25 protein-coding genes are annotated in these 26,444 nt (G+C 66.2%); 14 read left to right on the top strand and 11 right to left on the bottom strand.

The window, feature by feature from the left end; genetic code table 11:
• On the bottom strand, nt 1–418 hold a 418-nt coding region (locus FQK05_RS19530; protein ID WP_199252714.1), incomplete at its 3' end, for a branched-chain amino acid ABC transporter permease.
• A gap of 460 nt (nt 419–878) precedes the next feature.
• Here FQK05_RS19530 and FQK05_RS19525 point away from each other — a divergent pair.
• A complete protein-coding gene (locus tag FQK05_RS19525) occupies nt 879–2,096 on the top strand; it encodes an NAD(P)/FAD-dependent oxidoreductase (RefSeq protein ID WP_158970001.1) in 1,218 nt (405 codons plus the stop codon).
• Nucleotides 2,097–2,311: 215 nt separating this feature from the next.
• On the opposite strand, the gene FQK05_RS19520 is transcribed toward FQK05_RS19525, so the two are convergent.
• The 7 genes from FQK05_RS19520 to FQK05_RS19490 are packed head-to-tail and all read right to left on the bottom strand — an operon-like array spanning nt 2,312 to nt 9,842.
• Nucleotides 2,312–3,262 carry an NAD(P)H-dependent flavin oxidoreductase gene (locus FQK05_RS19520; protein ID WP_158969999.1) on the bottom strand — a complete coding sequence of 317 codons (951 nt, stop codon included), beginning with the start codon at nt 3,260–3,262 and terminating at the stop codon, nt 2,312–2,314.
• A gap of 56 nt (nt 3,263–3,318) precedes the next feature.
• Entirely contained in the window at nt 3,319–4,485 is a 1,167-nt protein-coding gene (locus FQK05_RS19515; protein WP_158969998.1) for an ABC transporter substrate-binding protein, read from the bottom strand.
• A gap of 32 nt (nt 4,486–4,517) precedes the next feature.
• Complete coding sequence (locus FQK05_RS19510) at nt 4,518–5,564, bottom strand: branched-chain amino acid ABC transporter permease (protein ID WP_158969997.1); 1,047 nt, start codon at nt 5,562–5,564, stop codon at nt 4,518–4,520.
• Nucleotides 5,565–5,567: 3 nt separating this feature from the next.
• Nucleotides 5,568–6,440 carry a branched-chain amino acid ABC transporter permease gene (locus tag FQK05_RS19505; protein WP_158969996.1) on the bottom strand — a complete coding sequence of 291 codons (873 nt, stop codon included), beginning with the start codon at nt 6,438–6,440 and terminating at the stop codon, nt 5,568–5,570.
• Nucleotides 6,440–8,287, bottom strand: coding sequence for an AMP-dependent synthetase/ligase (locus FQK05_RS19500; protein ID WP_158969995.1), 1,848 nt, complete (start codon nt 8,285–8,287; stop codon nt 6,440–6,442). The genes FQK05_RS19505 and FQK05_RS19500 overlap by 1 nt, the downstream gene beginning before the upstream one ends.
• Entirely contained in the window at nt 8,284–9,057 is a 774-nt protein-coding gene (locus FQK05_RS19495; RefSeq protein WP_158969994.1) for an ABC transporter ATP-binding protein, read from the bottom strand. The genes FQK05_RS19500 and FQK05_RS19495 overlap by 4 nt, the downstream gene beginning before the upstream one ends.
• A complete protein-coding gene (locus FQK05_RS19490) occupies nt 9,054–9,842 on the bottom strand; it encodes an ABC transporter ATP-binding protein (RefSeq protein ID WP_158969992.1) in 789 nt (262 codons plus the stop codon). Before FQK05_RS19490 ends, FQK05_RS19495 begins: the two co-directional genes overlap by 4 nt.
• A 264-nt stretch (nt 9,843–10,106) precedes the next feature.
• On the opposite strand from FQK05_RS19490, the gene FQK05_RS19485 reads away from it, so the two are divergent.
• From FQK05_RS19485 to FQK05_RS19475, 3 genes are read left to right on the top strand one after another with little or no spacing between them, the layout of a single operon-like run.
• Nucleotides 10,107–10,925: an enoyl-CoA hydratase/isomerase family protein gene (locus FQK05_RS19485; protein ID WP_158969991.1), complete on the top strand. Its 819-nt coding sequence runs from the start codon at nt 10,107–10,109 to the stop codon at nt 10,923–10,925.
• On the top strand, nt 10,922–11,617 hold the full coding sequence (locus tag FQK05_RS19480) for a TetR/AcrR family transcriptional regulator (RefSeq protein ID WP_158969990.1): 696 nt from the start codon (nt 10,922–10,924) through the stop codon (nt 11,615–11,617). Before FQK05_RS19485 ends, FQK05_RS19480 begins: the two co-directional genes overlap by 4 nt.
• Before the next feature lie 16 nt (nt 11,618–11,633).
• Entirely contained in the window at nt 11,634–13,163 is a 1,530-nt protein-coding gene (locus FQK05_RS19475) for a class I adenylate-forming enzyme family protein (protein WP_233270583.1), read from the top strand.
• A 23-nt stretch (nt 13,164–13,186) separates the two neighbouring features.
• Here the strand turns inward: FQK05_RS19475 and FQK05_RS19470 are convergent, their stop codons facing one another.
• From FQK05_RS19470 to FQK05_RS19460, 3 genes are read right to left on the bottom strand one after another with little or no spacing between them, the layout of a single operon-like run.
• Nucleotides 13,187–13,609, bottom strand: a complete 423-nt coding sequence (locus FQK05_RS19470; RefSeq protein ID WP_158969989.1) for a MaoC/PaaZ C-terminal domain-containing protein — start codon at nt 13,607–13,609, stop codon at nt 13,187–13,189.
• A 10-nt stretch (nt 13,610–13,619) separates the two neighbouring features.
• The gene (locus FQK05_RS19465; RefSeq protein WP_233270582.1) at nt 13,620–14,471 is read right to left on the bottom strand and encodes an SDR family NAD(P)-dependent oxidoreductase; all 852 of its coding nucleotides are present in this window, start codon (nt 14,469–14,471) and stop codon (nt 13,620–13,622) included.
• Nucleotides 14,464–15,690 (bottom strand): acyl-CoA dehydrogenase family protein, encoded by a 1,227-nt coding sequence (locus FQK05_RS19460; protein WP_233270581.1) that lies wholly within the window; start codon nt 15,688–15,690, stop codon nt 14,464–14,466. The genes FQK05_RS19465 and FQK05_RS19460 overlap by 8 nt, the downstream gene beginning before the upstream one ends.
• A 203-nt stretch (nt 15,691–15,893) precedes the next feature.
• Between FQK05_RS19460 and FQK05_RS19455 the strand changes: the two genes are divergently transcribed.
• From FQK05_RS19455 to FQK05_RS19410, 10 genes are all read left to right on the top strand, one after another.
• Nucleotides 15,894–16,676, top strand: a complete 783-nt coding sequence (locus FQK05_RS19455; protein WP_158969988.1) for an enoyl-CoA hydratase-related protein — start codon at nt 15,894–15,896, stop codon at nt 16,674–16,676.
• Nucleotides 16,661–18,493, top strand: coding sequence for an acyclic terpene utilization AtuA family protein (locus tag FQK05_RS19450; RefSeq protein ID WP_233270580.1), 1,833 nt, complete (start codon nt 16,661–16,663; stop codon nt 18,491–18,493). Before FQK05_RS19455 ends, FQK05_RS19450 begins: the two co-directional genes overlap by 16 nt.
• The gene (locus tag FQK05_RS19445) at nt 18,490–19,974 is read left to right on the top strand and encodes an acetyl-CoA carboxylase biotin carboxylase subunit (protein WP_158969987.1); all 1,485 of its coding nucleotides are present in this window, start codon (nt 18,490–18,492) and stop codon (nt 19,972–19,974) included. Before FQK05_RS19450 ends, FQK05_RS19445 begins: the two co-directional genes overlap by 4 nt.
• 3 nt (nt 19,975–19,977) lie before the next feature.
• Nucleotides 19,978–20,484, top strand: a complete 507-nt coding sequence (locus tag FQK05_RS19440; protein WP_158969986.1) for a biotin/lipoyl-containing protein — start codon at nt 19,978–19,980, stop codon at nt 20,482–20,484.
• Nucleotides 20,477–22,084 carry an acyl-CoA carboxylase subunit beta gene (locus tag FQK05_RS19435; protein WP_158969985.1) on the top strand — a complete coding sequence of 536 codons (1,608 nt, stop codon included), beginning with the start codon at nt 20,477–20,479 and terminating at the stop codon, nt 22,082–22,084. The genes FQK05_RS19440 and FQK05_RS19435 overlap by 8 nt, the downstream gene beginning before the upstream one ends.
• Nucleotides 22,084–22,680, top strand: coding sequence for a 2-hydroxychromene-2-carboxylate isomerase (locus tag FQK05_RS19430; RefSeq protein ID WP_158969984.1), 597 nt, complete (start codon nt 22,084–22,086; stop codon nt 22,678–22,680). The genes FQK05_RS19435 and FQK05_RS19430 overlap by 1 nt, the downstream gene beginning before the upstream one ends.
• 70 nt (nt 22,681–22,750) lie before the next feature.
• Nucleotides 22,751–23,431 (top strand): TetR/AcrR family transcriptional regulator, encoded by a 681-nt coding sequence (locus FQK05_RS19425; protein WP_158969983.1) that lies wholly within the window; start codon nt 22,751–22,753, stop codon nt 23,429–23,431.
• Nucleotides 23,432–23,630: 199 nt separating this feature from the next.
• Nucleotides 23,631–24,671, top strand: coding sequence for a phosphotransferase family protein (locus tag FQK05_RS19420; RefSeq protein WP_158969982.1), 1,041 nt, complete (start codon nt 23,631–23,633; stop codon nt 24,669–24,671).
• Nucleotides 24,668–25,129, top strand: coding sequence for a hypothetical protein (locus FQK05_RS19415; protein WP_158969981.1), 462 nt, complete (start codon nt 24,668–24,670; stop codon nt 25,127–25,129). The genes FQK05_RS19420 and FQK05_RS19415 overlap by 4 nt, the downstream gene beginning before the upstream one ends.
• A gap of 11 nt (nt 25,130–25,140) precedes the next feature.
• Nucleotides 25,141–26,358 (top strand): acyl-CoA dehydrogenase family protein, encoded by a 1,218-nt coding sequence (locus FQK05_RS19410; protein ID WP_158969980.1) that lies wholly within the window; start codon nt 25,141–25,143, stop codon nt 26,356–26,358.
• The last annotated feature ends 86 nt before the right edge of the window (nt 26,359–26,444 follow it).

The following is a 26,444-nucleotide window of genomic DNA, read 5'->3' as shown; positions in this document are numbered from 1 at the left end:
CGCCGACCGCGGCGCTGCCGATGTCGATCTCGCCCGAGTTCAGGGGCGATTGCAGCACCTGCGGTTCATAGCCCCAGATCGTGCCCACGGCGAAGCGCAGGATGAAGCCCAGGGCGATGGTCAGGATAACCACCGCGATCTGGCCCTCGCCGAACAGCCTGCGAACAAGAAAGCGGTCGATGCCGGTCGCGAAGGCACCCATTAGCACGACAGCGACCGGGACAGCGATCCAGAAGGACCAGCCCAGGTAGCCGTCGTTGGTCAGCCCCAGCGTCAGGAAGGCACCCAGCATCATCAGGTCGCCCTGCGCGAAGCTGACCGCCTCGGTCGCCTTGTAGATCAGAACGAAGCCCAGGGCGATCAAGCCGTAGATGCATCCGTTGGACAGGCCGCCGATCAGCAGCTGAATGAAGTCCATGCCTTGTCACTCCCTGTTTCCGGAATTGGGTCCGCCGTCACCGAACGGCAGTACCGTCGTCAGGCTTGGCCGCTGGGTTTCGCACGGCGCCTGCCATGGCCCGCGACCCGTGGCCGCCCGGGTTCCCGGCAACGTTCAAGCCTCATGGTCCAGACCCTCCCGATCACGAGCACGGTGCACTCTCCCCTGCCGCCCGCACCGGGGTCGGCCCGCGATGCGCTGCGTGCCGACCCCGCTTGTACGGCTTCGTTCGCACCAGATTACTGCGCTCCATCCCCGTTGGATGTCCCATGGCAAGGGCACCTCCGTCGGGATCCGGGTCGTTCCCCTTGGCCTCCGGATCCTGTTGCAAGTGGTTCCCGGCCGGGCGAAAGCCTGTCGCCCGGAATGCGTCGATACGTTATTGATAAACCGACCGTCCGGGTTTTAAATAAGCGCATGAGCCGGACAGGAGACCAGGATGACTCGGACTATTGTTGTCGTTGGCGCGGGCCAGGCCGGGTTTGCAGTTGCAACCCGGCTTCGCGCACAGGGGTTCGACGGCCGGATCGTCCTGATTGGCGAGGAACCGTTTCCCCCGTACCAGCGTCCACCGCTGTCCAAGAAGTACCTGACCGGCGAAATGACCCGCGAGCGGCTTGGGTTCCGCCCCGATGACTTTTACAGGGACAACGACATCGACCTTCAGCTGGACAGCCGGGTCACCGCCATCGACCGGACCCGCAGGACCGTCTGCCTGACAGGCGGGCGGGACATCCCCTTCGACACGCTGGTCCTTGCGACGGGCGCCCGCCCAATTCACCTCCCCGATGCGATGGGCGGCAATTTGCAGGGTGTCTATTCGGTCCGGACACTGGCGGATGTCGACGCCATGCAGGCGGAATTTCGCAAGGGTGCCCGGATCCTGATCGTCGGAGGTGGGTATGTCGGGCTGGAAGCGGCAGCCGTCGCCGCGCAGCTCGGGCTCGACACCACGGTTGTCGAAGCGGCGCCCCGGATCCTTCAAAGGGTCGCCGCCGCGGAAACGGCCGACTTCTTTCGCGACCTGCACAAGGCGCAAGGCGTGCGGCTGATCGAAGGCGCAGGGCTGGAACGTCTGACCGGATCCGCGCGTGTGGACGGTGCGGTTCTGGCCGACGGACGGCGGATCGACGTCGACTTCGTTGTCGCGGGAATCGGCGTGACGCCTTGCACGGAGCTGGCCGAGGACGCCGGACTCGAGATCGACAACGGCATCAAGGTCAACGCCTTGTGCCAAAGCTCCGACCCGGACATCTACGCGGTCGGGGACTGCGCATCCTTTCCCTTCGGCAACACTCGACTGCGGCTGGAAAGCGTGCCGAATGCCATCGACCAGGGGAATGCCACGGCCGATGCGATACTTGGTTCAACGGAACCCTATCGTGCACGGCCCTGGTTCTGGTCCGATCAGTTCCACGTCAAGCTGCAGATTGCGGGTTTGAACAAAGGCCACGACCATACCGTATTGCGGGCCGGCGACCGACCGGGCGCGATGTCCGTCTGGTATTTCCGGCGGCACGAACTGATTGCCGTCGATGCCGCAAACGACCCAGGCGCCTACATGACCGGAAAGCGCTGGATCGAACGCGGACTGTCGCCGAACCCGGCCGATCTTTGCGACCCGGAGCAGCCATTGCGGGACATAAAGGCCGTCTGACACGGACGCCTGCATGCAGCCGGGTCCAGGCCATGGCAAAGGGGCGGCGACACGGGGTCCCTACTGACGGCCTGGCAGCGTCGGTCGCGGAACGCCAGGTTGAAGAGGGCGGCGCCGCCGGCTTTCGTGCGGCCCTCCTTCGCTTCGCAGCGGCCCGACCCGCCATTGCCCGAATTGTCGACCGTCTTTGCAATCCCGCCAGACCGCATGTCCTGTCAGGTCCGCAGACCGGCGGCCAGGCCCGGGGCCTGTTCCAGCGCCGCACGATAGTCGCGGGCCATCTCGCGGCATATCTTGGCGGCAGGCTCTACCTTGCCGATGCTGCCGATCCCCTGCCCGGCTGCCCAGATATCGCGCCATGGGCGCAGGTTGCCGGTAGTGCCGAAGTTCCGTTCGTGGGCGATCTCGGCCCCGTCCGGGTCGATGCCTGCCGCAGCCAGGCTCGCCCGCAGGAAGTTCGCCGGGACCCCGCTGACCGCGGCGCTGAGCGCGACGTCGCCGCCCCCGCCGTCCAGGATCATGTCGCGGTGGCCGGGCTGCGCACTGCTTTCGGGCGTGGCGATGAAGCGCGTTCCGATATAGGCCATGTCCGCCCCCATCAGCTGCGCCGCCGCGACCTGTGTGCCATGGGTCAGGGCGCCGCCCAGGACCAGCGGACCGGCAAAGTCGCGGCGCAGTTCGGCCACCAGCGCGAAGGGGTTCAGCGCCCCGGCATGCCCGCCCGCCCCCTGTGCCACTGCGATCAGCCCGTCGACGCCGGCCGTGATCGCCCGTTCCGCGAAGCGCCGCGTGGTGACATCGTGAAAGACCAGCCCGCCGGTTTCGTGGACAGCGGCGATGACCTCGGGCTCCACCCCCAGAGACGTGATCACCAGCGGCACGCGGCGCCGGACCGTCACCTCCAGATCGGCCGCCAGCCGGGCGTTGGACCGATGGACGACAAGGTTCACGCCGAAGGGTGCCGCGTCCTGTCCGTCGAGCCGCTCCTCGATCCGGTCCAGCCAGAGGGCATAGCCGTCGGTGGTGCGCTGGTTCAGGGCGGGAAAGGTGCCCAGCACGCCGTTCAGGCAGCAGGCCGTGACAAGTTCGGGGGTCGAGACCAGGAACATCGGCGCCGCGATCACGGGCACCGACAGCCGGCCATGCCAGTCCTTGGGCAGGGTCATGGGGATGCGTCCGGGATGGACCGGTACGGAAGGCAAGCCCCCCGCACCGGCTGGGATCAGTAGTCGGCGAAATCGGTCTTGCGGGTGAAGGTCTTCGACGCGGCATCCAGCTGGTAGACGGCGATGGCCGTGCCCGACAGCTGCTTGTCGTTGTCGAAGCTGATCGGCGCCATGATGCCGCCGACCTCGAAATCCTTCAGCTTGCGCAGGTTCTCGACGGTGCAGGCGCGGGTCAGGTCCTGGCCGCACTGTCCCATCGCCTCGGCCATCGCATGCAGCGCCGCATAAGTCACCAGCGTGTAGCGGTTCATCGCGGCGATGTCGTCGGCGGTGACATACTGCTTTGCCTTCTCGACAAAGGCGTCATAGTCGTCGCCGGTCAGTGCCACGTAGTCGCCGACATAGTAATCGTACCCCGCCTGCGCGGCGAGGTTCACCGACAGCGGCATGTCCTCGCTCCAGACCTGTGCGGATTCCAGCGGCATGCCCAGCTTGCGCGCCTCGCTCAGGATGTTGGCCGCGCCGGAGATGATGCCGCCATTGGCCAGAACGTTCACGCCGGCCGCACGCATCTGGATCATCTCGGCCGCGAAGTTCGACGTGCCCTTCTTGAAGCGCACGATGCCGCCGTCCTTGACGCCGAAATCCTTCACCGCACGCTCATAGCCATGTTCCACCGCCAGCCCGAAATCGTCGTCCTGCCGGATCAGGCCATAGACCGGGTTTTCCGGCTGGGTGTTCTCGTGGATGTATTTCAGCTGCGCATAGAAGGCGTCGGAATAGCTGGCACCCAGCGTGAAGACGGACGGCCGGACCGGGTCATAGACCAGCTCGTTCGGGGCCGTCGACACGATGGTCGGCAGGTTGTTTTCCTCGATCAGCGGCATCATGGCCAGGACGTTGGCCGTGCCCGACGTGCCGTTCAGCGCGAAGATCTCGTCGACTTCCAGAAGCTTGGTCAGCGCCTGGAACGACCGCGCCGGAATGTAACCGTCGTCTTCGGTCACGATGGTGATCTTGCGCCCGTTCACGCCGCCGGCGGCATTGATCTCGTCCGCGGCGATCTTCGATCCGATCGACACGGCCCGCCCGATGAAGGACGCGGGCCCCGTCATGATGTTCACGTCGCCGATCCTGATTTCGGTATCGGTGACCCCGGGATCGGCGGCCATGGCCGCGCTTCCCATCAGAGCGGCGATGACCGCGCCTGCGAGATGTTTCATTTCTCTCCTCCTCCGCTTGTGCGGCCGCCGGCTCAGTAGGCCAGCGGCCAGTTGCTCCAGTACTTCCGCGCATCCCGCCAGAGGCCGATCAGCCCGTCCGGCTTGAAGCGCAGGAACGCGACGATCACCGCCCCATAGGCGACGCCGCGGATTTCGTAGACATATGTGGAATAGAAGGCCGACCCGGGCGTCAGGATCAGGTTGAAGGCGATCCGGATCGCCTCGGGCAGAAGCGTCAGGAACACCGCCCCCATGATCGCGCCCGCGACCGATCCCATGCCGCCCAGGATGATGATCGCCAGCGCCTCGATCGACAGGATCAGGCCGAAGACGTCGATGTTGATGAACCGGATCTGCAGCGACAGAAGCCCGCCGGCGATGCCCACGATGAAGGACGACACCACGAAGGCCAGCAACTTGTAGCGGGTCAGGTCGATCCCCATCGCCCGCGCCGCGATGTCGTGGTCGCGGATCGCCAGCCACCCGCGGCCCAGCCTTGTGCGCTGCATGTTCAGGACCATCAGCACCACGCAGACCGCCACAAACAGCGTCAGATAGTACAGCGCCGGCCCCTTCTGGACGTTGACGCCAAGGATCTTGGCCCCGTTCACGAAGATGCCGTTGGGACCATGGGTGATCGGTTCGGCATAAAGGATCACGTGGCTGACGATGAAGGAAAAGGCCAGCGTGGTGATGGCAAGGTAAAGCCCCTTCAGCCGCAGGGACGGGATGCCCACCAGCAGGCTGATCAGCGCCGACACCACGCCCCCCGCGGGCAGCGACAGCCAGACCGGCCAGCCGTAATCGACCATCAGCACGGCATTGCCGTAGGCGCCCACCGCCAGAAACCCGGCCTGCCCCAAGGAGATCAGGCCCGTCGTCCCCGTCAGCAGGTTCAGACCCACGGCGCCCACGACGGCGATCAGGACGGTCACCATCAGCGTCAGTTCATAGTTTCCGACCACCAACGGCGCGGCCAGCAGGCCCGCGATCAGGACGCCGGTCCAGCCGATCACGGCAGGACTGTCGGTCAGGGCGATCAGCTGCCCAGTGGTTTCCTGGAAATGTCCGGTGCGCATGGCTCAGACCCTTTCGATGTCCTTGTCGCCGAACAGGCCGTACGGACGGACCATCAGGACGACGATGATGACGATGAAGCCGGACGTCTCGCGCAGGCCCTGGCCGATATAGCCCTGGGACAGGTTTTCGATCAGGCCGATGATCAGACCGGCCATGGCCGAGCCGAGGATGGCATCCAGCCCGCCAAGGATCACCGCCGGGAAGGATTTCAGTCCCTGGAACCACAGATCGGGCGCCAGCTTGAAGTTCATGGCAAAAAGGACGCCCGCCACGGCGGCCAGTGCCGCGGACAGGGCCCAGGCGATGGCATGGATCCGCTTGACCGAAATGCCGACCAGCAGCGCAGCCGTCTCATGCGCCGCCACGGCCCGCATGGCGATGCCGATGCGGGAAAACCGCAGGAAGGCCCAGGCCAGCGCGGTACAGATTGCCAGTGCCGCGATGGACATCAGCTGCGCGGCATAGAACGGCAGATGGCCGATCATGATCACGCGGGTGGTGACGCCGGCGGTCAGGTTGTGCGGGTCCGGCCCCCAGATCATCATCGTGACACCCCGCAGGATCACCGCCAGCCCGATCGTTACCATGACGATGGAAAAGACCGGTTCCCCCAGCATCGGACGGATGAAGATCCTCTCCAGCGCCAGTCCGATCAGCATGGAAATCGGGATCGTCACCAGCATCAGCGGAATGAAGGACAGATCGAAGGCCTGCGTCAGGCTGAAGGCGACATAGGCCGTCAGCATCACCAGCTCGCCATGGGCGAAGTTCACCACGCCCGTGGCCTTGTAGACCAGCGCGAAACCCATCGCGATCAGCCCGTAGGACGCCCCGATCACCAGCCCGGTCGAGACAAACAGAAGGAAAAGGTCCATCACGCGGCACTCCCGTAGATGATGTCGATTTCGGCGCTGAACTTGGTCTCGATGGCCTTGCGGCGGACCTTCATGGTGGCCGTCAGCTCGCCGTCGTCATGGTCCAGTTCCTTGCGCAGGATCTCGAACTTGCGGATGTTCTCGACCCGGGCGAAACGGGCATTGACCCGGCTGACCTCTTCCGCGATCAGGTCCCGGACGGCCGCGTTTTCGGCAAGTGTCCGATAGGTCGTGTACTGGATCGCATTGGCCTGGGCCCATTTTCCCGTCGTCTCCAGATCGATCTGGATCAGCGCGGCCAGGAACTTGCGCCCATCGCCCAGCAGGATCGCCTCGCGGATATAGGGGCTGTCCTTCAGCGCGTTCTCGATCAGGGACGGCGTGATGTTCTTGCCGCCCGAGGTGATCAGGATGTCCTTCTTGCGGTCCAGCACGCGGGTGTCCCCGCCTTCGCCGATCTCGACGATGTCGCCGGTATGAAGCCAGCCGCCTGCATAGGCATCGGCCGTGGCCTGATCGTTGAACAGGTAGCCCTGAAAGCAGCTGTCGCCCTTCAGCAGCAGCTCTCCGTCCGAGGCGACGGTCTGTTCGACGCAGGCCAGGTTCGGGCCGGAACTGCCAAGGCTCGTGAACCCGGGGCGCTGCGTGTGCGAGGCGCCGGCGCATTCGGTCATGCCGTAGATCTGGAAGACCGGCACGCCCAGCGTCCAGAAGAACAGCAGCACCTCTTCCGAAATCGAGGCCCCGCCGCAGAACCCGGTCCGGACCCGGTTCAGGCCCAGGAACCGCTGCAGGCTGCGGAAACAGACCATCCACAGGGCGAAGTAGGCCAGCCGGTCCGCCAGCGACGCGAAACTGCCGCCGTTGTCCAGCCGTCGCCGGGCGATCTCGCGCCCGCGGGTCAGGGTGGCATTGTAGACGCGGCGTTGGAGCGGAGTAGTGTCGCGGACCCGGTATTCGATGCTCTGCTGCATCTTCTCCCAGATCCGTGGCACGCCCAGAAAGCCCAGCGGCGCGATTTCCCGCAGGTTCACCACCACGGTGTCGACGGATTCCGCGAAGGACACGGCGCAGCCCGTCACCAGTTGCTGCACCAGCGAAAAGCTGCGTTCCGCCACGTGGCACAAGGGCAGATAGCACAGCACCGAATAGCAGGACGCGTCCAGCCCGTGGATCCGCGAGATCTCGCAGGCCGAGGCCAGCATGTTGCGATGGCTCAGCATCGCGCCCTTGGGCATGCCGGTCGTGCCCGAGGTATAGACGATGATCGCCGTATCGTCGGGCTTCCCGCCGGCGATCAGACGGTCGACCTCGGCACCGTGGGTGGCCTCGTTCTCGTCCCCCAGCGCCATCAGGTCGTCCCAGGACATCAGCCCGGCGCGGTCATAGGACCGCATGCCCTTCATGTCGACGCAGATGACGCGTTCCAGGTCCGGCAGGCCGCCTTCGTTGGCCTGTGCGTCCAGCACCTTGTCGGTCTGTTCCTGGTCGCCGCAGACGATCACCCGGGCGCGGGAATGACGCACGACATATTGCAGTTCCGGCCAGGGGTTGGTGGGATAAATCCCCAGACCCGCCCCGCCCAGCATCTGCGCCGCCAGATCGCAATAGTACCATTCCGGCGTGTCCTCGGACGCGATCGCCAGCCGGTCGCCGGGCCGGAAGCCCATGGCGTAAAGCCCGATGGCCGCGCGCCGCGCATTGGCGAAGTATTCGGCCCAGGTCGTCCGCCGCCACAGGCCGCGGACCTTCTCGCGCAGCGCCAGCCGCGCGCCATGGTCCTCCGCCCGGCGCTGCAGCACCTGCGGCATGGTCAGTCCCAGAATATCGTCTCGGGTCAGGGTCATGCCGCACGGCTCCGGCTGCCCAGATAGGCCTCGATCACCACCGGATCGGCCGACACCTCGGCCGGCGTGCCCTCGGCGATCTTCGATCCGTGGTGCATCACGCAGACCCGGTCCGAGATGTCCATAACGATGCCCATGTCGTGTTCGACCATGAAGACGGTCATCCCCAGCTCCTCCTTCAGGTCCAGGACGAAGCGGCCGATCTCCTCGCGCTCTTCCTGGTTCATGCCCGACACCATCTCGTCCAGAAGCAACAGCTTCGGATCCACCGCCAGCGCCCGGCCCAGTTCGACCCGCTTCTGCTGGCCATAGGACAGCGTCCCCACCGGCAGATCGCGCAGGTCCTCGATTTCAAGGAATTCGATGATCTCTTCCGCCCTCTCCCGCGCGCGGATCTCTTCCCTACGGGCGCGTCCCCAGAAGATCGCGGCCGAAAACAGGTCGGTCCGCAGGCTGGAATGCAGGCCCACAAGGATGTTGTTCACCACCGTCTCGTGCTTGAAGACCGCCAGGTTCTGGAAGGTCCGCGCCATGCCCAGCCCTGCCATCGCATGGGTCGGCGTCCGGGTAATGTCCTGCCCGTCGAAGGTGATGCGCCCCGCGCTGACCGGAAAGATCGAGCTGATCAGGTTGAACAGCGTCGTCTTCCCCGCCCCGTTGGGCCCGATCAGGCTGTAGATCTGGCCCTTCTCGACCGTCAGGTCGACGGCATTGACCGCGGTCAGCCCGCCGAAGGTCTTGGTCACGCCGTCCAGTTTCAGGAAACTCATGACAGCCACCTCTTGCGGCGCTTGTAGTGCTTCACGTCCCGCATCGACCGCCGTTCGCCGCCGGCCATGCCCAGATAGAATTCCTGCACGTCGTTGTTGGCCCGCAGCGCCTCGACCGGCCCATCCAGCACGATGCGCCCGTTTTCGATGATGTAGCCGTAGGAGGTCACATCCAGCGCCAGCTGCGCGTTCTGTTCCACCAGCAGCACCGTCAGTCCGGCCGACCGGTTCAGGTCGACGATGGCATCGAAGATCGCGTCGACGATCTGCGGCGCCAGACCCAGCGACGGTTCGTCCAGCATGATCATCCGCGGCCGCGCCATCAGCGCGCGCCCGATCGCAACCATCTGCTGCTCCCCGCCCGACAGATATCCCGCGATCTGGTGCCGCCGTTCCTTCACCCGCGGGAACAGGGCATAGACCCGTTCGATGTCATCGCGCGCCTCGGCCCGGTTGCGGGTGAAGCCGCCCATCAGCAGGTTCTCCTCGACCGTCAGCGGCGCGAACAGCGCGCGCCCCTCCGGCACCTGAATCAGGCCGCGGCGGACGATGTCGGCCGGCGACCGGCTGCCCAGGGGGGCGCCGTCCAGCACGACCGAACCCGACACGATCTCGCCGTCTTCCTGGTACAGCACGCCGCTGATCGCCTTCAGGATCGTCGACTTGCCGGCCCCGTTGGACCCCAGCAGCGCGATCATCTGCCCCTCGGGCACGGAAAGCGACACGTCGCGCACCGCTTCGATGGCGCGGTCATACAGAACCTGAACGTTCCGCAGCTCAAGCATTGCACTTGCGGCACAGGATGCTGCGTCGCCGCAAATGAATTGCATTTATTACTTGCGCGCCCTTCGCGGAAGCCTGACCCAGCCTGATAAGACCGAGGTTCTTACCTTTTATCACTAGCAATATCCCCTCCGCTTGCGCTCAGCGATCCGTTTCGCGGAGTTACCCTCTTGCGTCTGGATCATCTTTAATGAACTATCTTCATTACAGGGGCACCCCCGGGGGCTGTCAACGGTTTTTCGACGCGGAGTGAGGGAGGTTCAGGAATGACCGACACGCAGGAAGACGCCATCCTGACCAACTGGCCGGCGCCCGGCATCGCCCGGCTGGTGCTGGCCCGGGACGCCACGATGAACACGCTCACGTGGGAGATGATGGACGCGATGGAGGCGGCCTTCCGCGCCATGATCCGCGCCGAACCGCGCGCCGTGATTGTCACCGGACGGGGCCGCGCCTTCTGTGGCGGGGCGCAACTGACCTATTTCACGGACCCAGAAAGCCCGATGACCGCCAATCCGGGCGGCGTACGCGACGTGTATGTCCGCCGGGTGCTGGACGTCTTCGGACTGCTCCGCAGGATCCCCTGCCCGGTCATCGCGGCGATCAACGGCCATGCCCTGGGCGGCGGGATGGAACTGGCCATCGCCTGCGACTTCCGCCTGATGAGCGCGTCGGCCCGCATCGGCCAGCCCGAAGTCCGGCTGGGCCTTGCCGCCGGAGGGAATGGCGTTCAGCAACTGCAGCGGCTGGTCGGCCGGCCGGCGGCGCTGGACCTGCTTCTGTCGGGCGATTCGATCACGGCCGAGGCCGCGCTGGCCATGGGCCTTGTCGGCGCCGTCCACGCGCCCGACGCACTTCTGCCCGCGGCGCTGACCTTTGCCGAACGCTTCCTGGTCTGCGGGCCCCGCGCCGTCGCCGCCACCAAGCGCGCGGCCTATCGCACCGAAACCGCATCGCCCGAAGAGGCCGACGCCATCGCGCTGGATGCAGTCTTCGAGACCTTCTCGACTGCGGAATCGCGGGAAGGAATGACGGCCTTCGTCGAAAAACGCCCGCCCGCCTTTGCCGTGAAGGCCCCGCGATGACGCGCCCGCAAGCCCCGGCCACCCGCCGCCCGCGCGAGGAACGCATCGCCGACATCATGGCCGCCGCCAGCGAGGAATTCCGCATCTCGGGCTTTGAAGGGGCGTCGATGGCCAGCATCGCGCGGCGCGCCAATGTCGTCGAGGGCAGCATCTACCGCTTTTTCACCCACAAGCACGACCTGCTGACCAAGGTCGTCGAACAATGGTACGAGGACATGCTGGCCGACTATGCCCGCCAGCTTTCGTGCATCGCGGGGACGCGGAACCGGTTGCGCTACATGATCTGGCGGCACCTGAAGACGATCCACGACGACCCGGAGATGTGTCGCCTGATGTTCGATCATGTCCGCAGCGCGCCGGACTATCGCGATACGGCCGTGTTCCGCCTGAACCGGCTTTACACGTTGCGGACGCTGGAGATCGTGCAGGAAGCGATGGCCGCCGGGCGGGTTCGACAGGACCTGGACCTGACCATGGTACGCGACTTCATCTATGGCGGGGTCGAGCATCGAAGCTGGGCCTATCTGCGCAGCGAAGGGACGATAGATCCCGATGCCACCGCCGATGCCATCGTCGACCTGGTCCTGCACGGGCTGTGCGCCCGTCCGGAGGAAGCAGCAGAGGACCTGCCGATCGACCGGCTGGAGGCGCTGGCAACGCGGCTTGAGGCGGCGGTCAACGGGCTTGGGTGACATGGGGGAGATCGCGATGGCAAACGTACCGACAGCCAGGGCCGGAATGGCCAGTGTCTTCGACCTGTTCCATGCGCAGGTGCGCGCGGCACCCGATGCGGTGGCGCTGTCGGACGCCGATGGCACGGTCGGCTATGCCGAACTGGAACGGCGCGCCCTGCGGCTGGCGGCGCTGTTCCGTGCCCGCGGGCTGGTCCGCGGCGACCGGATCGCGCTTTTGTCCGAGAACCGCCGCGCCTTCGTCGAGATCCAGCTGGCCGCCGCCGCGCTTGGACTGATCGTAGCCTGCCAGAACTGGCGGCTGAACCGCGAGGAGCTGCGCCACTGCATCGACATGGTGACGCCCGGGCTGGTCCTGGTCTCGGCCCGTCACGAAGAGGCGTGGAAGGCCACCGGGCTGAACCTGCCCGCGCTGGTCATCGACCGGGACCTGAACGACCTGCCCGTCCCCGCCACGGACCTGCCGGACGTCGATCCGGAGGACGGTCTGGTGATCCTCTACACCAGCGGCACGACTGGCCTGCCCAAGGGGGCGCTGATCAGCCATCGTGCGGAAATCGCACGAATGTGCGTATATCGCACAGACTTCACTGTGGGGCCTTCGGATGGTTTCATCGCCTGGGCGCCGATGTTCCATATGGGTTCGACCGATCAGGTGCTGGCGACGCTGATGTTCGGCGGCACGGTCCATGTCATCGACGGGCTGGACCCCCGGCGGATCGTCGACATCATGGGTACGCACCGGCTGGGCTGGCTGCTGCTCATGCCCGGGTCGATCGAGCCGGTTGTGGCGATCCTGAAGGCCGAAGGCACGCAGGTCGCAGGGATCCGGGCAATAGGCGCCATGATCGACCTTGTCCCCCGCGCGGTTGCGGCCGATCTGGCGCGGCTGACCGGGGCGCCCTATCTCAACAGTTTCGGGTCGACCGAAACGGGGCTGCCGCCCTGTTCCGGTCGGCTGATGTCACCCGACGACCTGCTGCATGGCAACCTTTCGAAAAGGCCAAGTTCGCTAGTGACCATCAACCTCGTGGACACGGACGGCCAGCCCGTCTCCGACGGCGATCCCGGAGAGATGTCGGTCCGCGGGCCCACGATCTTCAGCGGCTACTGGAACGCTGCAGACGCCAACGCGAAGGACTTCGCTGACGGGCGGTTCCGGATGGGCGACATGTTCCGGCGCAATCCGGACGGCAGCTATGATTTCGTCGACCGGGCCAAATACATGATCAAGTCGGGGGGCGAGAACATCTATCCCGCCGAAGTGGAACGCGTCCTGCTGGCCGACCCGCGCGTCCGCGATGCCGTCGTGGTCCGGAAGGCCGATCCTCAATGGGGCGAAATCCCGGTGGCCTTCATCGCGCGTCAGGACGACACGCTGGATGCGGCCGGGGTCGAAACCCTGTGCCGCGCGCACCTGGCCGGCTACAAGCGCCCGCGCGAGGTGCGGTTCGTCGACTATGATGCCCTGCCCCGCAGCACGACCGGCAAGATCGTCCGGCACGAAATCGAGGCGCAGCTGAAAGCGGAACTGCCGGGCCGATAGGCGGCCCGGCCAAGGCCCGGATGTCAGCCGTCCTTCAGGACGACGATCATCTGGCCGGTCTGCACCGTCTCCTCCCGCTGGTTCAGCACGCGGAAGGCGAAGGTGCCGACCGCGCGCCCGGGCTTGGACGACGGGCGGATCCCGGCGATCTCGACCTCGCCATGGATCGTGTCGCCGATCCGCACCCCGCCCGAGAAATCCCAGCCGATATTGCGCAGCCCGATCACCCGTTCGCCGAAGATCCCCAGCCGCGTGGCCAGCCCGATGACCACCGACAGGACCAGCGGCCCATGCGCGGTACGTTCGCCGTAGGGCGTGGTGCGGGCGAATTCCGCATCCGTGTGGATCGGCGTGAAATCCCCCGAAAGCCCCGCGAAACCGACGATATCGGTCTCGGTTATGGTCCGCGCCTCGGTCCGGTAGCGGGCGCCTTGCGTCAGGTCCATGTGCCGGCCCTCATGTCTGGAAATAGGATGGTTTCGGGATTGTCCATGTCTCGCCCCAGTGCTGGCTACCGCCGTCGACGGTCAGGACTTCCCCGGTCACGAACCGGCCCGAAAGGGCGGAGAGATAGGCGCAGGCCTCGGCCACGTCCCAGGCGGTGCCGACCCGCATCATCGGGTTGCTTTTCGGATAGGCATTGCGCGCTTCGGGGGTGTAGACGTTCCAGCCGTCGGTCTCGATCGCGCCGGGGGCCACGCAGTTCGCGCGGATCCCCAGCGGCGCCCATTCAACGGCTACGGCCTTTGTCAGGCCCACGACCCCCGACCGCGCGGCGATGGTATGGGCCACGCCATGAAGGCCCCCGGTCGTGACCACAACGATATTGGCAATCGACCCGCCCCGCCCGGCCGCGCGCCATTTCAGCGCCGCGGCCTGCATCATGTGCCAGGTGCCGTTCAGGTTCGTGTTGATGACCGCATCCCAGCCTTTCGGCGTGAAGTCGATGGCCGCCTGCGGGAACTGCCCGCCCGCGCTGTTGATCAGGATGTCGACCGGGCCCTGAAGCCACACCCGGTCCCAGAACGCATCGACGGACGCGCGGTCGCGGATGTCCACGACCTCTCCCCGCGCGTCATGCCCGGCCTCCGTCAGCGCGGCGACGATCCCGTCGATCTTCTCGGCCTTCCGCCCGGTGATCACGATCCGCGCGCCCATCCGGGCGAACTGCCAGGCGGTGGCCCGGCCGATCCCCCCGGCCCCGCCCGAGATCACGGCCACCTGCCCCGCCAGCGCATCCGCGGCAAAGCTGCTGGGCATGTCCTTCAACTGGGCATCGGTCAGGCCGAAACGTTCCGGCTCAGCCACGGGGCATATCCTTCAGAAGCTCGCCCGCGATGATCATCTTGCGCACCTCGGTCGTACCGGCACCGATCTCCAGCAGCTTGGTCGACCGGAACAACCGGTTGATCTCGGACTCCCAGATATAGCCGGTGCCGCCGTGGATCTGGACGCCAAGGTCCAGGATCTTGTTCACGGTCTGTGCCGCGTACATGACAGAGGCCGCGGTCAGCTTGTGGATGTCGCCACGTCCGCCGGCACCGATTTCGACCTTCGCGCCCGCCGCCAGCACGCGATAGGTGAAGGTGCGCATCGTCTCCAGCAGAACATACATCTCGGCCAGCATCGACTGGACCATCTGGAAACTGGCGATGGGCTTGCCGAATTGCCTGCGGGTCTGAGCATAGTCCAGCGACAGGTCGAACGCCCGTTCCGCGATCCCCAGGCAGATGGGGGATATCATGGCCCGTTCCAGGTCCAGTCCGCTCATCACGATGCCGACGCCCTTGTTTTCGGCGCCCACCAGGTTTTCGGCCGGGACGCGACAGTCCTCGAACACCAGTTCGGCGGTCTGGCTGCCGCGATAACCCATCTTCACCAGCTTCTGCGCCACCTTGAAGCCGGGCGTGTCGGTCGGCACGATGAAGGCGGAAATGCCCTGCGCGCCATTTTCGGGATCGGTCTTGGCATAGACCAGCACGATGTCGGCGACCGGCCCGTTGGTGATGTAGATCTTGGCGCCGTTCAGCACGTAGTGGTCGCCGTCCTTCTTCGCCACGGTCCGCATCGACCCCAGCGCATCCGACCCGGCGCCGGGTTCGGTCAGGCCAAGCGCGCCGATCTTCCGCCCCGAACACAGGTCCGGCAGGTATTTCGCGCGCTGCGCGTCGCTGCCGTTGCGATAGATGTTGTTGGCGCACAGGTTGTCATGCGCCACGACCGACAGCGCCATCGCGTGATTCCACCGCGAAAAGCCCTGCAGCACCAGCCCGGCGGAGATCAGGTCCATCCCTGCCCCGCCGAACTCTTCCGGAATCGTGGCGCCGAAGAAGCCTGCATCGCCAATGGCGGGAAAGGCCGTGTCGGGCCACCACTCCTCGTCATCCATGCGCTGCGCCAGCGGAAAAAGCTCGTTCCGGCCAAAGCGGTCCGCCTGATTCAGAATCTCTCTCTGCTCGGCGTCCAGCTCGAAGGTTTCGGGATAGTTCGCGGTCATCTTCGGGGTCTCCTCCTGAACCAGGCTCATTTTGCATCCGCAGAATAATGAGGTGGTTTCATTTGTCAGCATCGCCTTGATGCGTTCGCCACTCAAGAGAAAAGTTCCGCGTATGGAAAATAACGCTAGGCCTGACGGAGGCCCTTGATGGCCGTATTGACATCCTTACTGAGTTGCGATCATTAATATTGGAAAGCGGCCCGCGAACGAGTGCGGGCATCAGGAGGAGCGCGATGAACGATACCGTGAACATCCGGCAGGACGGGGCCGTGCTGACGGCCACGATCACGCGGGAAGAGCGGCGCAATGCGCTGAACGCGCAGGTCGCCGAGGGCATCATCGCTGCGATTTCCCGTGCCGAAGCCGATCCCGACATCCGCGCGCTGGTTCTGACCGGCGCCGGCGACCGCGCCTTCTGCGCCGGGGGCGACCTGCAGCCGAACGCCGAAGGCACGCCCTTCAAGCTTGATGAGGCGCACCCGGTTAACTATGTCGCGGACCTTTTCCGGGCGATGAATGACGCCAGGGTGCCGATCATCGCACGGCTGAACGGGCATGCGCTGGCCGGCGGTTTCGGGCTGGTCTGCGGCTGCGATCTGGTGGTCGCGCGCGAAGACGCACTGATCGGCGTGACCGAAGTGAAGATCGGGATCTTCCCCATGATGATCCTGCCCTTCCTGATGCGCAACACGCCCAACCGCCTGCTGATGGAGATGTGCCTGACCGGAGAGCCCATCACCGCAGCCGAAGGTCTGCCCCACGGGCTGGTGAACTATGCCGTGCCGGTCGCGGATCTGGACGCGAAGACCGACTGGCTGGTGGAGCGGATCATCTCAAAATCGCCCACCGGCGTCCGGCTTGGCCTGCAGGCGCTGTCGAAGATCCGCGAGATGAGCTTTGACGCGGCCCTGGAATACGCGCCCTTCATGTTGGCCAACATGGCCCGGACGGAAGATGCCCGCGAAGGATTCCGCGCCTTCGTCGAAAAGCGCGCGCCCGAATGGACGGGGCGCTGACCATGGGGCGCGAGATCCGCATCGGAGGCGGCGGCGGCTTCTGGGGCGACAGCCCGGAAGGCGCACGCCAGATCGTCGAACGGGGGGATGTCGATTACCTGGTGATGGACTATCTGGCCGAGATCACCATGTCGATCCTGGCCCGGATGAAGGCCAAGGATCCCGGTCAGGGCTATGCCCCCGATTTCGTGACCCGCGTGATGGCACCGCTGGCGCGCCAGATCGCCGACAAGGGCATCAAGGTCGTCACCAATGCGGGCGGGCTGAACACCGCGGCCTGCCGGACCGCGCTGGAGGCCGTCTTTGCCCAGGCCGGCGTGGCGCTGAAGGTGGCGATTGTCGAAGGCGACGACATCTCGGCCCTGGCCGACCGGCTGCGCGCCGATGGCGTGACCGAGATGTTTTCCGGCGCCGCGATGCCGGAGCGGATCAGCTCGATGAACGCCTATCTGGGGGCCGGCGCGATCGCGAAGGCGCTGGACGAAGGGGCGGACGTGGTCCTGACCGGCCGCGTGGTGGACAGCGCCACTGTGCTGGGTCCCCTGATCCACGAATTCGGCTGGGGGCCGAGCGACTTCGACCGGCTGTCGGGCGGCAGCCTGGCGGGGCATCTGCTGGAATGCGGGCCTCAGGTCACGGGTGGGATCTTCACCGACTGGCAGGACGTGCCGGGCTGGGACGATACAGGCTTTCCCATCGCGATCTGCCGCGAGGACGGCAGCTTCGACCTGACCAAGGTGCCCGGGACCGGGGGACTGGTCTCGCCCCGGACCGTGGCCGAACAGGTCTGCTACGAGGTCGGCGATCCCGCCAGCTACCTTCTGCCCGACGTGACCTGTGACTGGAGCGGGATTTCCCTGAGCCAAGCCGGGTCGGACGTGGTCCGCGTCGCTGGCGCGAAGGGGCGCGCACCCGGCAAAAGCCTGAAGGTCAGCGCGACCTACCCGGATGGGTTCCGGTCTGCGGTGACGATGATGATCGCCGGCCGCAGCGCCGCCGCCAAGGCGCAGGCCACGGGCGAGGCGATCCTGAAACGCGCTGGCCGGCTGCTGGCGGAGCGCAACATCGAACCGTTTTCCGAAACCATGGTCGAGGTGTTGGGCGCCGATGCCAGCTATGGCGCGGATCCTATGACCCACTCCGCGCGCGAGGTGGTGCTGAAGCTGGCGGTCCGGCATGACGACGCCAAGGCGCTGAACATCTTCGCGGGCGAGATCTATCCCGCCGCCTGCTCCATGGCGCAGGGCATCACCGGTTTCGCCGGCGGGCGCCCTGCCCCGCAACCTGTCATCCGGCTGTTTTCCTGCCTTGTGGACCGGGACCTTGTGCCCGTGACCGTCGACCTCGAAGGCCGGACAATCGCGGTGCCACATCCAAAAGGGCAGGACACGGAAGCCGCGACGGTCCCCACGGGCGAAACGGCCGTGCCGAAAGGTTCGCTGGCCCGCGTTCCGCTGATCGCGCTGGCCCATGGGCGCAGTGGCGACAAGGGGGACAAGGCCAATATCGGTGTGCTGGCCCGCGATCCGGCCTATCTGCCGTGGATCCGGCGGTCGGTCACCGAAGCGGCCGTGGCCCAGTGGTTCGGGCATTTCGTCAAGGGAAGCGTAACCCGATATGAATGGCCCGGGCTGCAGGGCTTCAACTTCCTGATGGACCGGGCGCTTGGCGGCGGCGGCGTCGCTTCGCTGCGCCATGACCCGCAGGGCAAGGCACTGGCGCAGGTGCTCCTGGACCTGCCCGTCGAGGTGCCCGCGGACTGGATCGCCCCCGGCGGCCCCCTGTCCGCCTATGCCGAGGAGGCCGTACCGGCATGAAAGACTATCCCTTCACCCGCATCCTTGTCGCCAACCGGGGCGAGATCGCCTGCCGCGTGATCCGTGCCATCCGCGAGATGGGCCTGACCTCCATCGCCGTGCACCACGCGGTCGAGGCCAGTGCCCGCCATGTGCGCGAGGCCGACGAGGCCGTCGAGATCACCGGAGACACGCCCGTCGCCGCCCATCTGGACATCCCGCAGCTGATCGCTGTGGCAAGTACCACGGGCGCACAGGCGATCCACCCGGGCTATGGCTTCGTGTCGGAAAACGCGGGCTTTGCCCGGGCGGTGGCCGAGGCCGGTCTGGTCTTCATCGGCCCCGACGCCGACACCATCGCGCTGATGGGCGACAAGATTTCCGCCCGCACCTTCGCCGAAGCCCATGGCGTGCCCGTGGCGCCATCCGTCCTGCCGACCGACGATTTGGACGCCTTCGCCGAGGCGGCGGCGCAGATCGGGTTCCCGCTGCTGATCAAGGCCTCGGCCGGGGGCGGCGGCAAGGGGATGAGCATCGTGCGCGAAGCGTCATCGCTCCGTGACGCCGCGCGGCTGGCGGCCAGCGAGGCGAAGCGGTATTTCGGCGACGGACGGGTATATGCCGAACTTTACGTCGAACGTCCCCGCCATATCGAGGTGCAGGTACTGGGCGACGGTCAGGGCCGGGTGCTGCACCTGCACGAACGGGAATGTTCGGTGCAGCGGCGGTTCCAGAAGATCGTGGAAGAGGCACCGTCGTCGAACCTGTCGCCCGACGTCGCGGCCGAGATCTGCGCCAGCGCAGTGCGGCTGGCCGAGGCCGCGAAATACCGCAATGCCGGGACGGTGGAATTCATCCTTGGGCAGGACGGGCGCTTCTTCTTCCTTGAGATGAACACGCGGCTTCAGGTCGAACACCCGGTGACCGAGATGATCACCGGCATCGACCTTGTGAAGGCCCAGATCGACGTGGCCGCCGGGCGCGGTCTGCCCTGTCCGCAAGGCGAGATCGGCCGCAACGGTCATTCCATCGAATGCCGGATCTGTGCCGAGAATGCAGATCAGGACTTCCGCCCCGAAACCGGCCGCATCGATTTCCTGCACGTCCCCGAAGCGCCCTGGCTTCGTTTCGAACATGCGCTGGATCAGGGGCAGCGGGTGACGGCGGATTTCGACCCGATGCTGGCCAAGCTGGTCGTCCACGGCGCCGACCGGGCGCAGGCCATCGACCGGGCCATCGGTGCCCTGGGGGAACTGTCGATCCTGGGTGTCACCACCAATGTCGACTATCTGGCGCGGGTTCTGGACAACGCGGCCTTCCGCGCGGCCGACATCCACACCGGCTTCCTCCAGGAACAGGCCGAAGCCTTGCTGCCGCCACCGATGGACGACGCCGCCACCGACCGCGCGCTGATCGCGGCCGCCCTGGGCTTCCGCGACTTTCGCCGGATGATCTTCGACGTGCCGCCCCTGCAGGCCGCCATCGGGTACTGGAGGAACTGAGATATGAGCTTTCGCATCCTTCTTGACGGCGTGGAGCGGCAGGTCGACATCCTGCAGCGCCGCCCGCACCTGGTCCTGTCCGTCGACGGCCGCACCCATGTGGTCGAGGACGCAGGCCCGGACGGTGACGGCCTGATCGACCTGACCGTCGCGGGGCAGTCCGTCACCGTGGCCCGCGCGGATGGCACGGAAGGTCAGTCCCTGCGGATCGCCGGGCGAACCCATCACGCGACGCTGCTGGTCGAGGGCGAAGGCCCCGACGACGCGGCCGAAGCCGAGATCCGTGCGCCGATGCCGGGTGCCGTGGTGGAAATCCATGTCGCCGCCGGTGCCATCGTCGACCGGGGGGCCGCGCTGGTCACGATGGAAAGCATGAAGCTTCAGACCGTTCTGGGCGCGCCCCGCGACGGGGTGGTGGCCGAAGTGCACGTGACCGAAGGGCAGACCTTCGACAAGGACCAGCTTCTGGTCAGCCTCGAAGCCCGGGAAGGAACCGACGCCGATGCGTAGACTGCAATCCAAGATTAACACCGGCGCGGCCGACTTCCGGGCGAACATGGCCCATAACCGCCGCGTGGTGGCCGAGTTCCGCGCCAAACAGGAAGCCGCGCGCCACCTGCGCCCGCAGCGCGACATGGACCGGCTGGAAAAGCAGGGCAAGATGCCGCCCCGGAAGCGGATCGAGATGCTGCTGGATCCCGGCACGCCGTTCCTGGAACTGTCCTCGCTGGCCGCCAACCGCGACTATGACGGCGAGGCGCCCTCGGCCAGTTCCATTGTGGGCATCGGTACCGTGTCGGGGCGCGAGGTACTGATCCGCGCCGACGATCCGTCGGTCAAGGGCGGCGCGTGGTATCCGCTGACGGTCAAGAAGATCGTCCGCGCGCTGGACATCGCGATGGAGAACCACCTGCCGGTCATTCATCTGTGCGACAGCGCCGGCGGGTTCCTGCAGCTGCAGTCCGAAGTCTTTCCCGACAAGTACGCAGCGGGGCGGATCTTCCGCAACCAGTCGATCCTGTCGAAGAAGCGCATCAAGCAGCTGTCGCTGGTCTTCGGCCACTGCACCGCGGGCGGCGCCTATATCCCCGGCCTGTCGGACTATTCCGTCATCGTGCGCGGCACCGGCGCCGTCTTCCTGGGCGGCCCGCCGCTGGTCAAGGCCGCCACCGGCGAGACCGTGTCGGTCGAGGAGCTGGGCGGCGCGGACATGCATACCTCGGTGTCCGGGACCTGCGATTACCCGGCGCGGGACGAGGCCGACGCGATCCGCATCGGGCGCGAGATCGTGGCGCAATGGGACCGGCCGGCGAAATGGGCCTGCCAGCAGGAGACGCCCGAAGACCCGGCCTATGACCCGGCCGAGCTTTATGGAATCCTGCCCGACGACATCAAGAAAAGCTTCGACATGCGCGAGGTGATCGCGCGGCTGGTCGACGGGTCGCGCTTTCACGAATACCAGCCGGCCTATGGCACGACGCTGGTCTGCGGGTACGCGAACATCTGGGGCTACAAGGTCGGGATCCTGGCCAATAACGGCGTGCTGTTCAACGAAAGCAGCTTGAAGGGGGCGCATTTCATCGAGCTTTGCAATCAGAACAACACGCCGTTGGTCTTTTTGCAGAACATCACCGGCTACATGATCGGGCGGGAATACGAACGGCGGGGGATCACCAAGGACGGGGCCAAGATGATCATGGCGCAGTCCTGTTCCCACGTTCCGAAGTTCACCGTGATGTGCAACGGGTCCTTCGGGGCCGGGAATTATGGCATGTGCGGACGGGCTTTCGACGGGCGCTTCCTGTTCACCTGGCCCAACCACCAGATCGGCGTCATGGGTGGCGATCAGGCCGCCAACACGCTGGCCGAGGTGAAGGCCAACCAGATGCGCCGCAACGGCCACACCGTCGATGCGGCCGAGATCGAGGCCCTGTGGAAGGACACCCGCCGCGCGTACGAGGATCAGCTGTCCGCCTATTACGCCACCTCGCAGCTGTGGGACGACGGGATCATCGATCCGGTGGACACGCGGAACGCGCTGGCGCTGGCGATTTCGGCATCGCTGAACGCGCCCCTGCCCGATCCGGGCTATGGCGTCTTCCGCTTCTGATGGCCCGCCTGGTCTTCTGCTTCGACTTCGCTTCGCCCTATGCCTATGCCGCCTTCGACGCGACCGTGGCACTGGCGGAGGAAGCGGGATGCACGCTGGAGCTTCGCCCGGCCATGGTCTGGGCGATCCTCAAGGCGCAAGGCATCATGCCGCCGCTGGAGCGGCCCGCCCGGCAGGCCTACATGGCGCGGGACATGCCGCGAACGGCCGCATTCCACGGACTGCCCTATGCCCCGCGGGAGCCGCTGGCGATCTCGGCGCATCTTGCGCTTCGGATGTGGCTGGGGCTGACCGGTGGCGACATCGCGACGGGTGCCGAGCTTGGCCGCCGCCTTTTCGCGGCGCGCTTCGGCGAGGGGCTGAACATCACCGACCCGGAGGTCCTGGTCGATGTGGCCCTTGCAGCCGGGTACGACGCGGAGGCCGCGCGTACCGCGATGCAAAGCGACGCGACAAAGGCCGGGCTGCGCACCTCCATTGACGCGGCGCTGGCGGATGGTGCGGTGGGCGTGCCCTTCTACCTTCTGGACGGCGAACCCTTCTTCGGGGTCGACCGACTGCCCCAGTTGCGCTGGCGCCTCGGGTTGGAGGCGTGACCGCAGCCTGCCTTGCATTGCCCCGGCAAAGCTGGTTCTTTTGGCCGGTTACAAGCGGAGCAGCGCATCCATGGCCTCGAAACGGCGTGTCAGCCGGCTTTCGCCAGAAAAACGGACGGCCGACATCCTGAAAGCCGCGCGCGAGGTCTTTGCCGAACGCGGCTATCAGGACACGATCATGTCCGAGATCGCGGAACGTGCAGGCATCGTCGAAGGCAGCATCTATCGCTATTTCCGCAACAAGCGCGACCTGATGTTCCGCATGGCCGAGGACTGGTTCGAGGAGATGATCCTGTCGGACGAGACCACGCTGCAGTCGATTTCGGGCGTCGAGAACCGGTTGCGCTTCATCATCCACCGGCACCTTCTGTCGATCCACAACGAACCCGACCTGTCGCGGCTGGTGTTCCAGCACCTGCGCCCCGATCCCGACTATCGTCAGACCAAGCTGTTCGACCTGAACCGGACCTATACCGCCCGCGTCACGGCCGTGATCCGCGACGGTATGGCCTCGGGCGAGATCCGGCCCGGGGTAGAGCCGACCCTGGTCCGCGACATCGTCTTCGGGTCAATCGAACACCGAACCTGGGCCTTCCTGCGGCACGAAGGCGACTTTGCCCCGGAACAGTTGGCCGACAGCGTGGTGGCCCTTGTGTGGAATGGGCTGAAGGCGCCGGAGGCCGAAGCCTCCATCGCGTCGGTCGTCGACCGCCTGGAAAGCGCGATCAGCGCGCTGCAGGCCAGGACCTGACCTGTTGAGGGTCGCTCACTGTTCTATCTGAACGGTCCCCGATCAAATGCGGAGACGCTTCCACGTCTCTGGAAAGTCTGTGCCGCAACCCCTTCAGGACTGCGCCGGCGTTGTCCCATCGCAACACGGATGCCAGAAAGATCCGTGATGAGATCCACTCATCACGGACTCCGTTCCGCATTTCGAAGGGAAGGCCTCGATGACCGTCCACCATCCGCCCGACCGCGCCGTCGACCCCTATGACACGGCCGCCGTCCGGACGGCGCTGGAGCGGGTCCTGACGGATCGCGCCGGGTACCCCGTTGCCGTGACCCATCTGCGTCGCTTCACGGTGGGCTTTTCCTGGATCACCTACGGCTTTGCCGCCGCCGGCAGGGCGCTGGTCCTTCGGATCGGTCCGGCCAATGGCGTCTTCGCCCCCTATCGCGCAACACCCGAGGCGCTGGTCCTGCGCAGCCTGGCCGGCCATGGCATCCCGGTCCCGGTCGTCCACCTGTGGGACGAGGGCCCGGGTCCGTTCGGCGCGCCCTTCCTGGTCGTCGACCTTGTTCAGGGCCAGGCACCGATCCCCTGGACCGCCGACGGGGGCCCTGCCTTTGCCGAGCCTGAGCGAGAGATCCTGGCCGACCAGTTCCTGCAGGCCCTGGCCGCGCTGCACGAATTCGACTGGCAGGCGTCGGAGGCGGGGGCACTGGACGGAACGCGCGACGCGACCCGGACGGCTGTGGCCCAAATCGACGCCTGGGAAAACCGCATGGGCGAATGGTCGGCGCGGCGCTTCCCGATGCTCGACTGGGCCATCGCGTGGTTCCGGTCGACGGCGCCTGTGGCGCAGCGGATTTCGCTGGTTCATGGCGACTTCCGGATCGGCAACTTCCTGGAACGCGACGGGCGGATCACGGCGATCCTCGACTGGGAACTGGTCCATCCCGGCGACCCGATGGAGGACCTGGGCTGGATCTGCCTGCAGGCCTGGCGCGGCCGGTCGCCCCATATGTGCCATCTGCTGACCAGAGAGGACCTGGCGGACCGCTACGAAGCCCTGACCGGATACCATGTCGACCCGAAGGCCCTGGCCTGGTGGGAGGCGTTCGGGACCTTCAAGCTGGCCGTCATGCATCTGGGCGCCGCCCATTGCTATGAAGCGCGCGGCTTCAACGACACCCGTATGGCCGGGATGGGCGCGCAGATCCCTCGGCTTCTGCTGCAGCTTGAAGCGGCGGTGGAGCGGGCGTCATGAACAATTCGCTGGACAGGCTGGTGGCCGGGATCATCGCGACGCTCCGGACCGAGGTGATCGCCCATGTCGACAATCCCTATGCCAGGGGGCAGGCTATCGGCGTCGTCGACCTGCTGAACAATATCGGCGCGCATCTGGAATGGAGGCATGCGCCATTGCAGGATGCCATCGCCCGGCGGCGGGCGTGCATCGACACGGTGCATGGGTTGATGGACCTGCCCGCACTGCCCGATCCCGTGCCGCCGGCATCGGCCGAAGACCTGCTGGCCGAACGGGACCGGCTGGACAGCATCATCAGCGCCCTTGTCCGGCAGGTCTTCGGACCCGACACGCCCGGCCCGGACGCGGCCCGGGCCGTCCTGCGCCGGCACATGCATGACGATGCAGAGATCGAGATGCGGCAGGTGAAAAAGCCGCTCTTTGCCGAGATCGCCCGAGGCGGGGCCGAGAAGACCTGAGGGGGAATGACATGTTCGACGAGATGCCGGAACGGACCCGCGCGCTGAAGGATCGGCTGGAAGCCTTCATGGAGGCCGAGATCTATCCCAACGAACGCGCCCTGCTGGAAGGGCCTGCGGGTCCCGGCTTGTGGTCGCCCGTTCCCCTGCTGGCGAAATTGCAGGCCAAGGCGCGGGCCCAGGGGCTCTGGAACCTGTTCTGGAACCATGGGCCAGAAGGGGCGGGACTGTCGAACTATGACTACACCCATCTGTGCGAGGTGCTGGGCCGGTCGCTGGCCGCGCCTTCGGTCTTCAACTGCAACGCGCCGGATGTCGGCAACATGGAGATCCTGGCCGCCTATGGCACCGAGGCGCAGAAGAAGACCTGGCTTGCGCCGTTGCTGACGGCGGAAATCCGGTCCTGTTTCGCCATGACCGAACCCGGCGTGGCGTCGAGCGATGCGACGAATATCGAGACCGAGATCCGCCGGGATGGCGACCACTACGTGGTGACGGGCCGCAAGTGGTGGACGACGGGCGCGATGTCGGACCAGTGCCGCGTGGCTATCGTGATGGGCAAGTCCGATCCTTCCGCGCCGAAGCACCGCGCCCAGTCGATGATCCTTGTGCCGATGGACGCCCCCGGGGTCACCATCGAACGGCCACTGACCGTCTATGGCTATGCCCACCCGCCGCTGGGTCATGCCGAAATCACCTTCGACGCGGTGCGCGTGCCGACAGAAAACATGCTGCTGGGCGAAGGCCGCGGGTTCGAGATCGCGCAGGGCCGGCTGGGGCCGGGCCGGATCCATCACTGCATGCGCTTCATCGGTCTGGCGGAACGGGCGCTGCAGATCCTGTGCCAACGGGCTGCGTCGCGGACCGCCTTCGGCAGCCGGCTGTCCGACATGGGCGGGATCCGGCAGGTCATCGGCCAGTCGCGTTGCGAGCTGGAACAGGCACGGCTGGTGACGCTGAAGGCCGCCTGGGCGATGGATCGCCACGGCAACAAGGCTGCACGCAACGAAATCGCGGTGGCCAAGATCGCCGTGCCCTCGATCGTCGGGACGATCCTGGACCGGGCGATCCAGGTACATGGCGGCGCCGGCCTGTCGCAGGACCTGTTCCTGGCCGAGGCCTTCGCCGAGACCCGTTTCCTGCGGATCGGCGACGGCCCGGACGAGGTTCACCGCGAAGCGCTCGCCCGGGCCGAGATCGCACGGCACGTCGCGAAGGTTCCGGCTTAGGAGGCATCGCTCACTTCCGCGGGACGACCGCAGCAAGCCAGTTTCCACGAATGAAGAGAACGCATTCCGGATCTTCGGAAGAGATT

Source organism: Chachezhania sediminis (assembly GCF_009765275.1).
Lineage (GTDB): Bacteria > Pseudomonadota > Alphaproteobacteria > Rhodobacterales > Rhodobacteraceae > Chachezhania > Chachezhania sediminis.
Note: the sequence above shows the minus strand (reverse complement) of the source record. Positions and strands in the feature narration are given on the sequence as shown.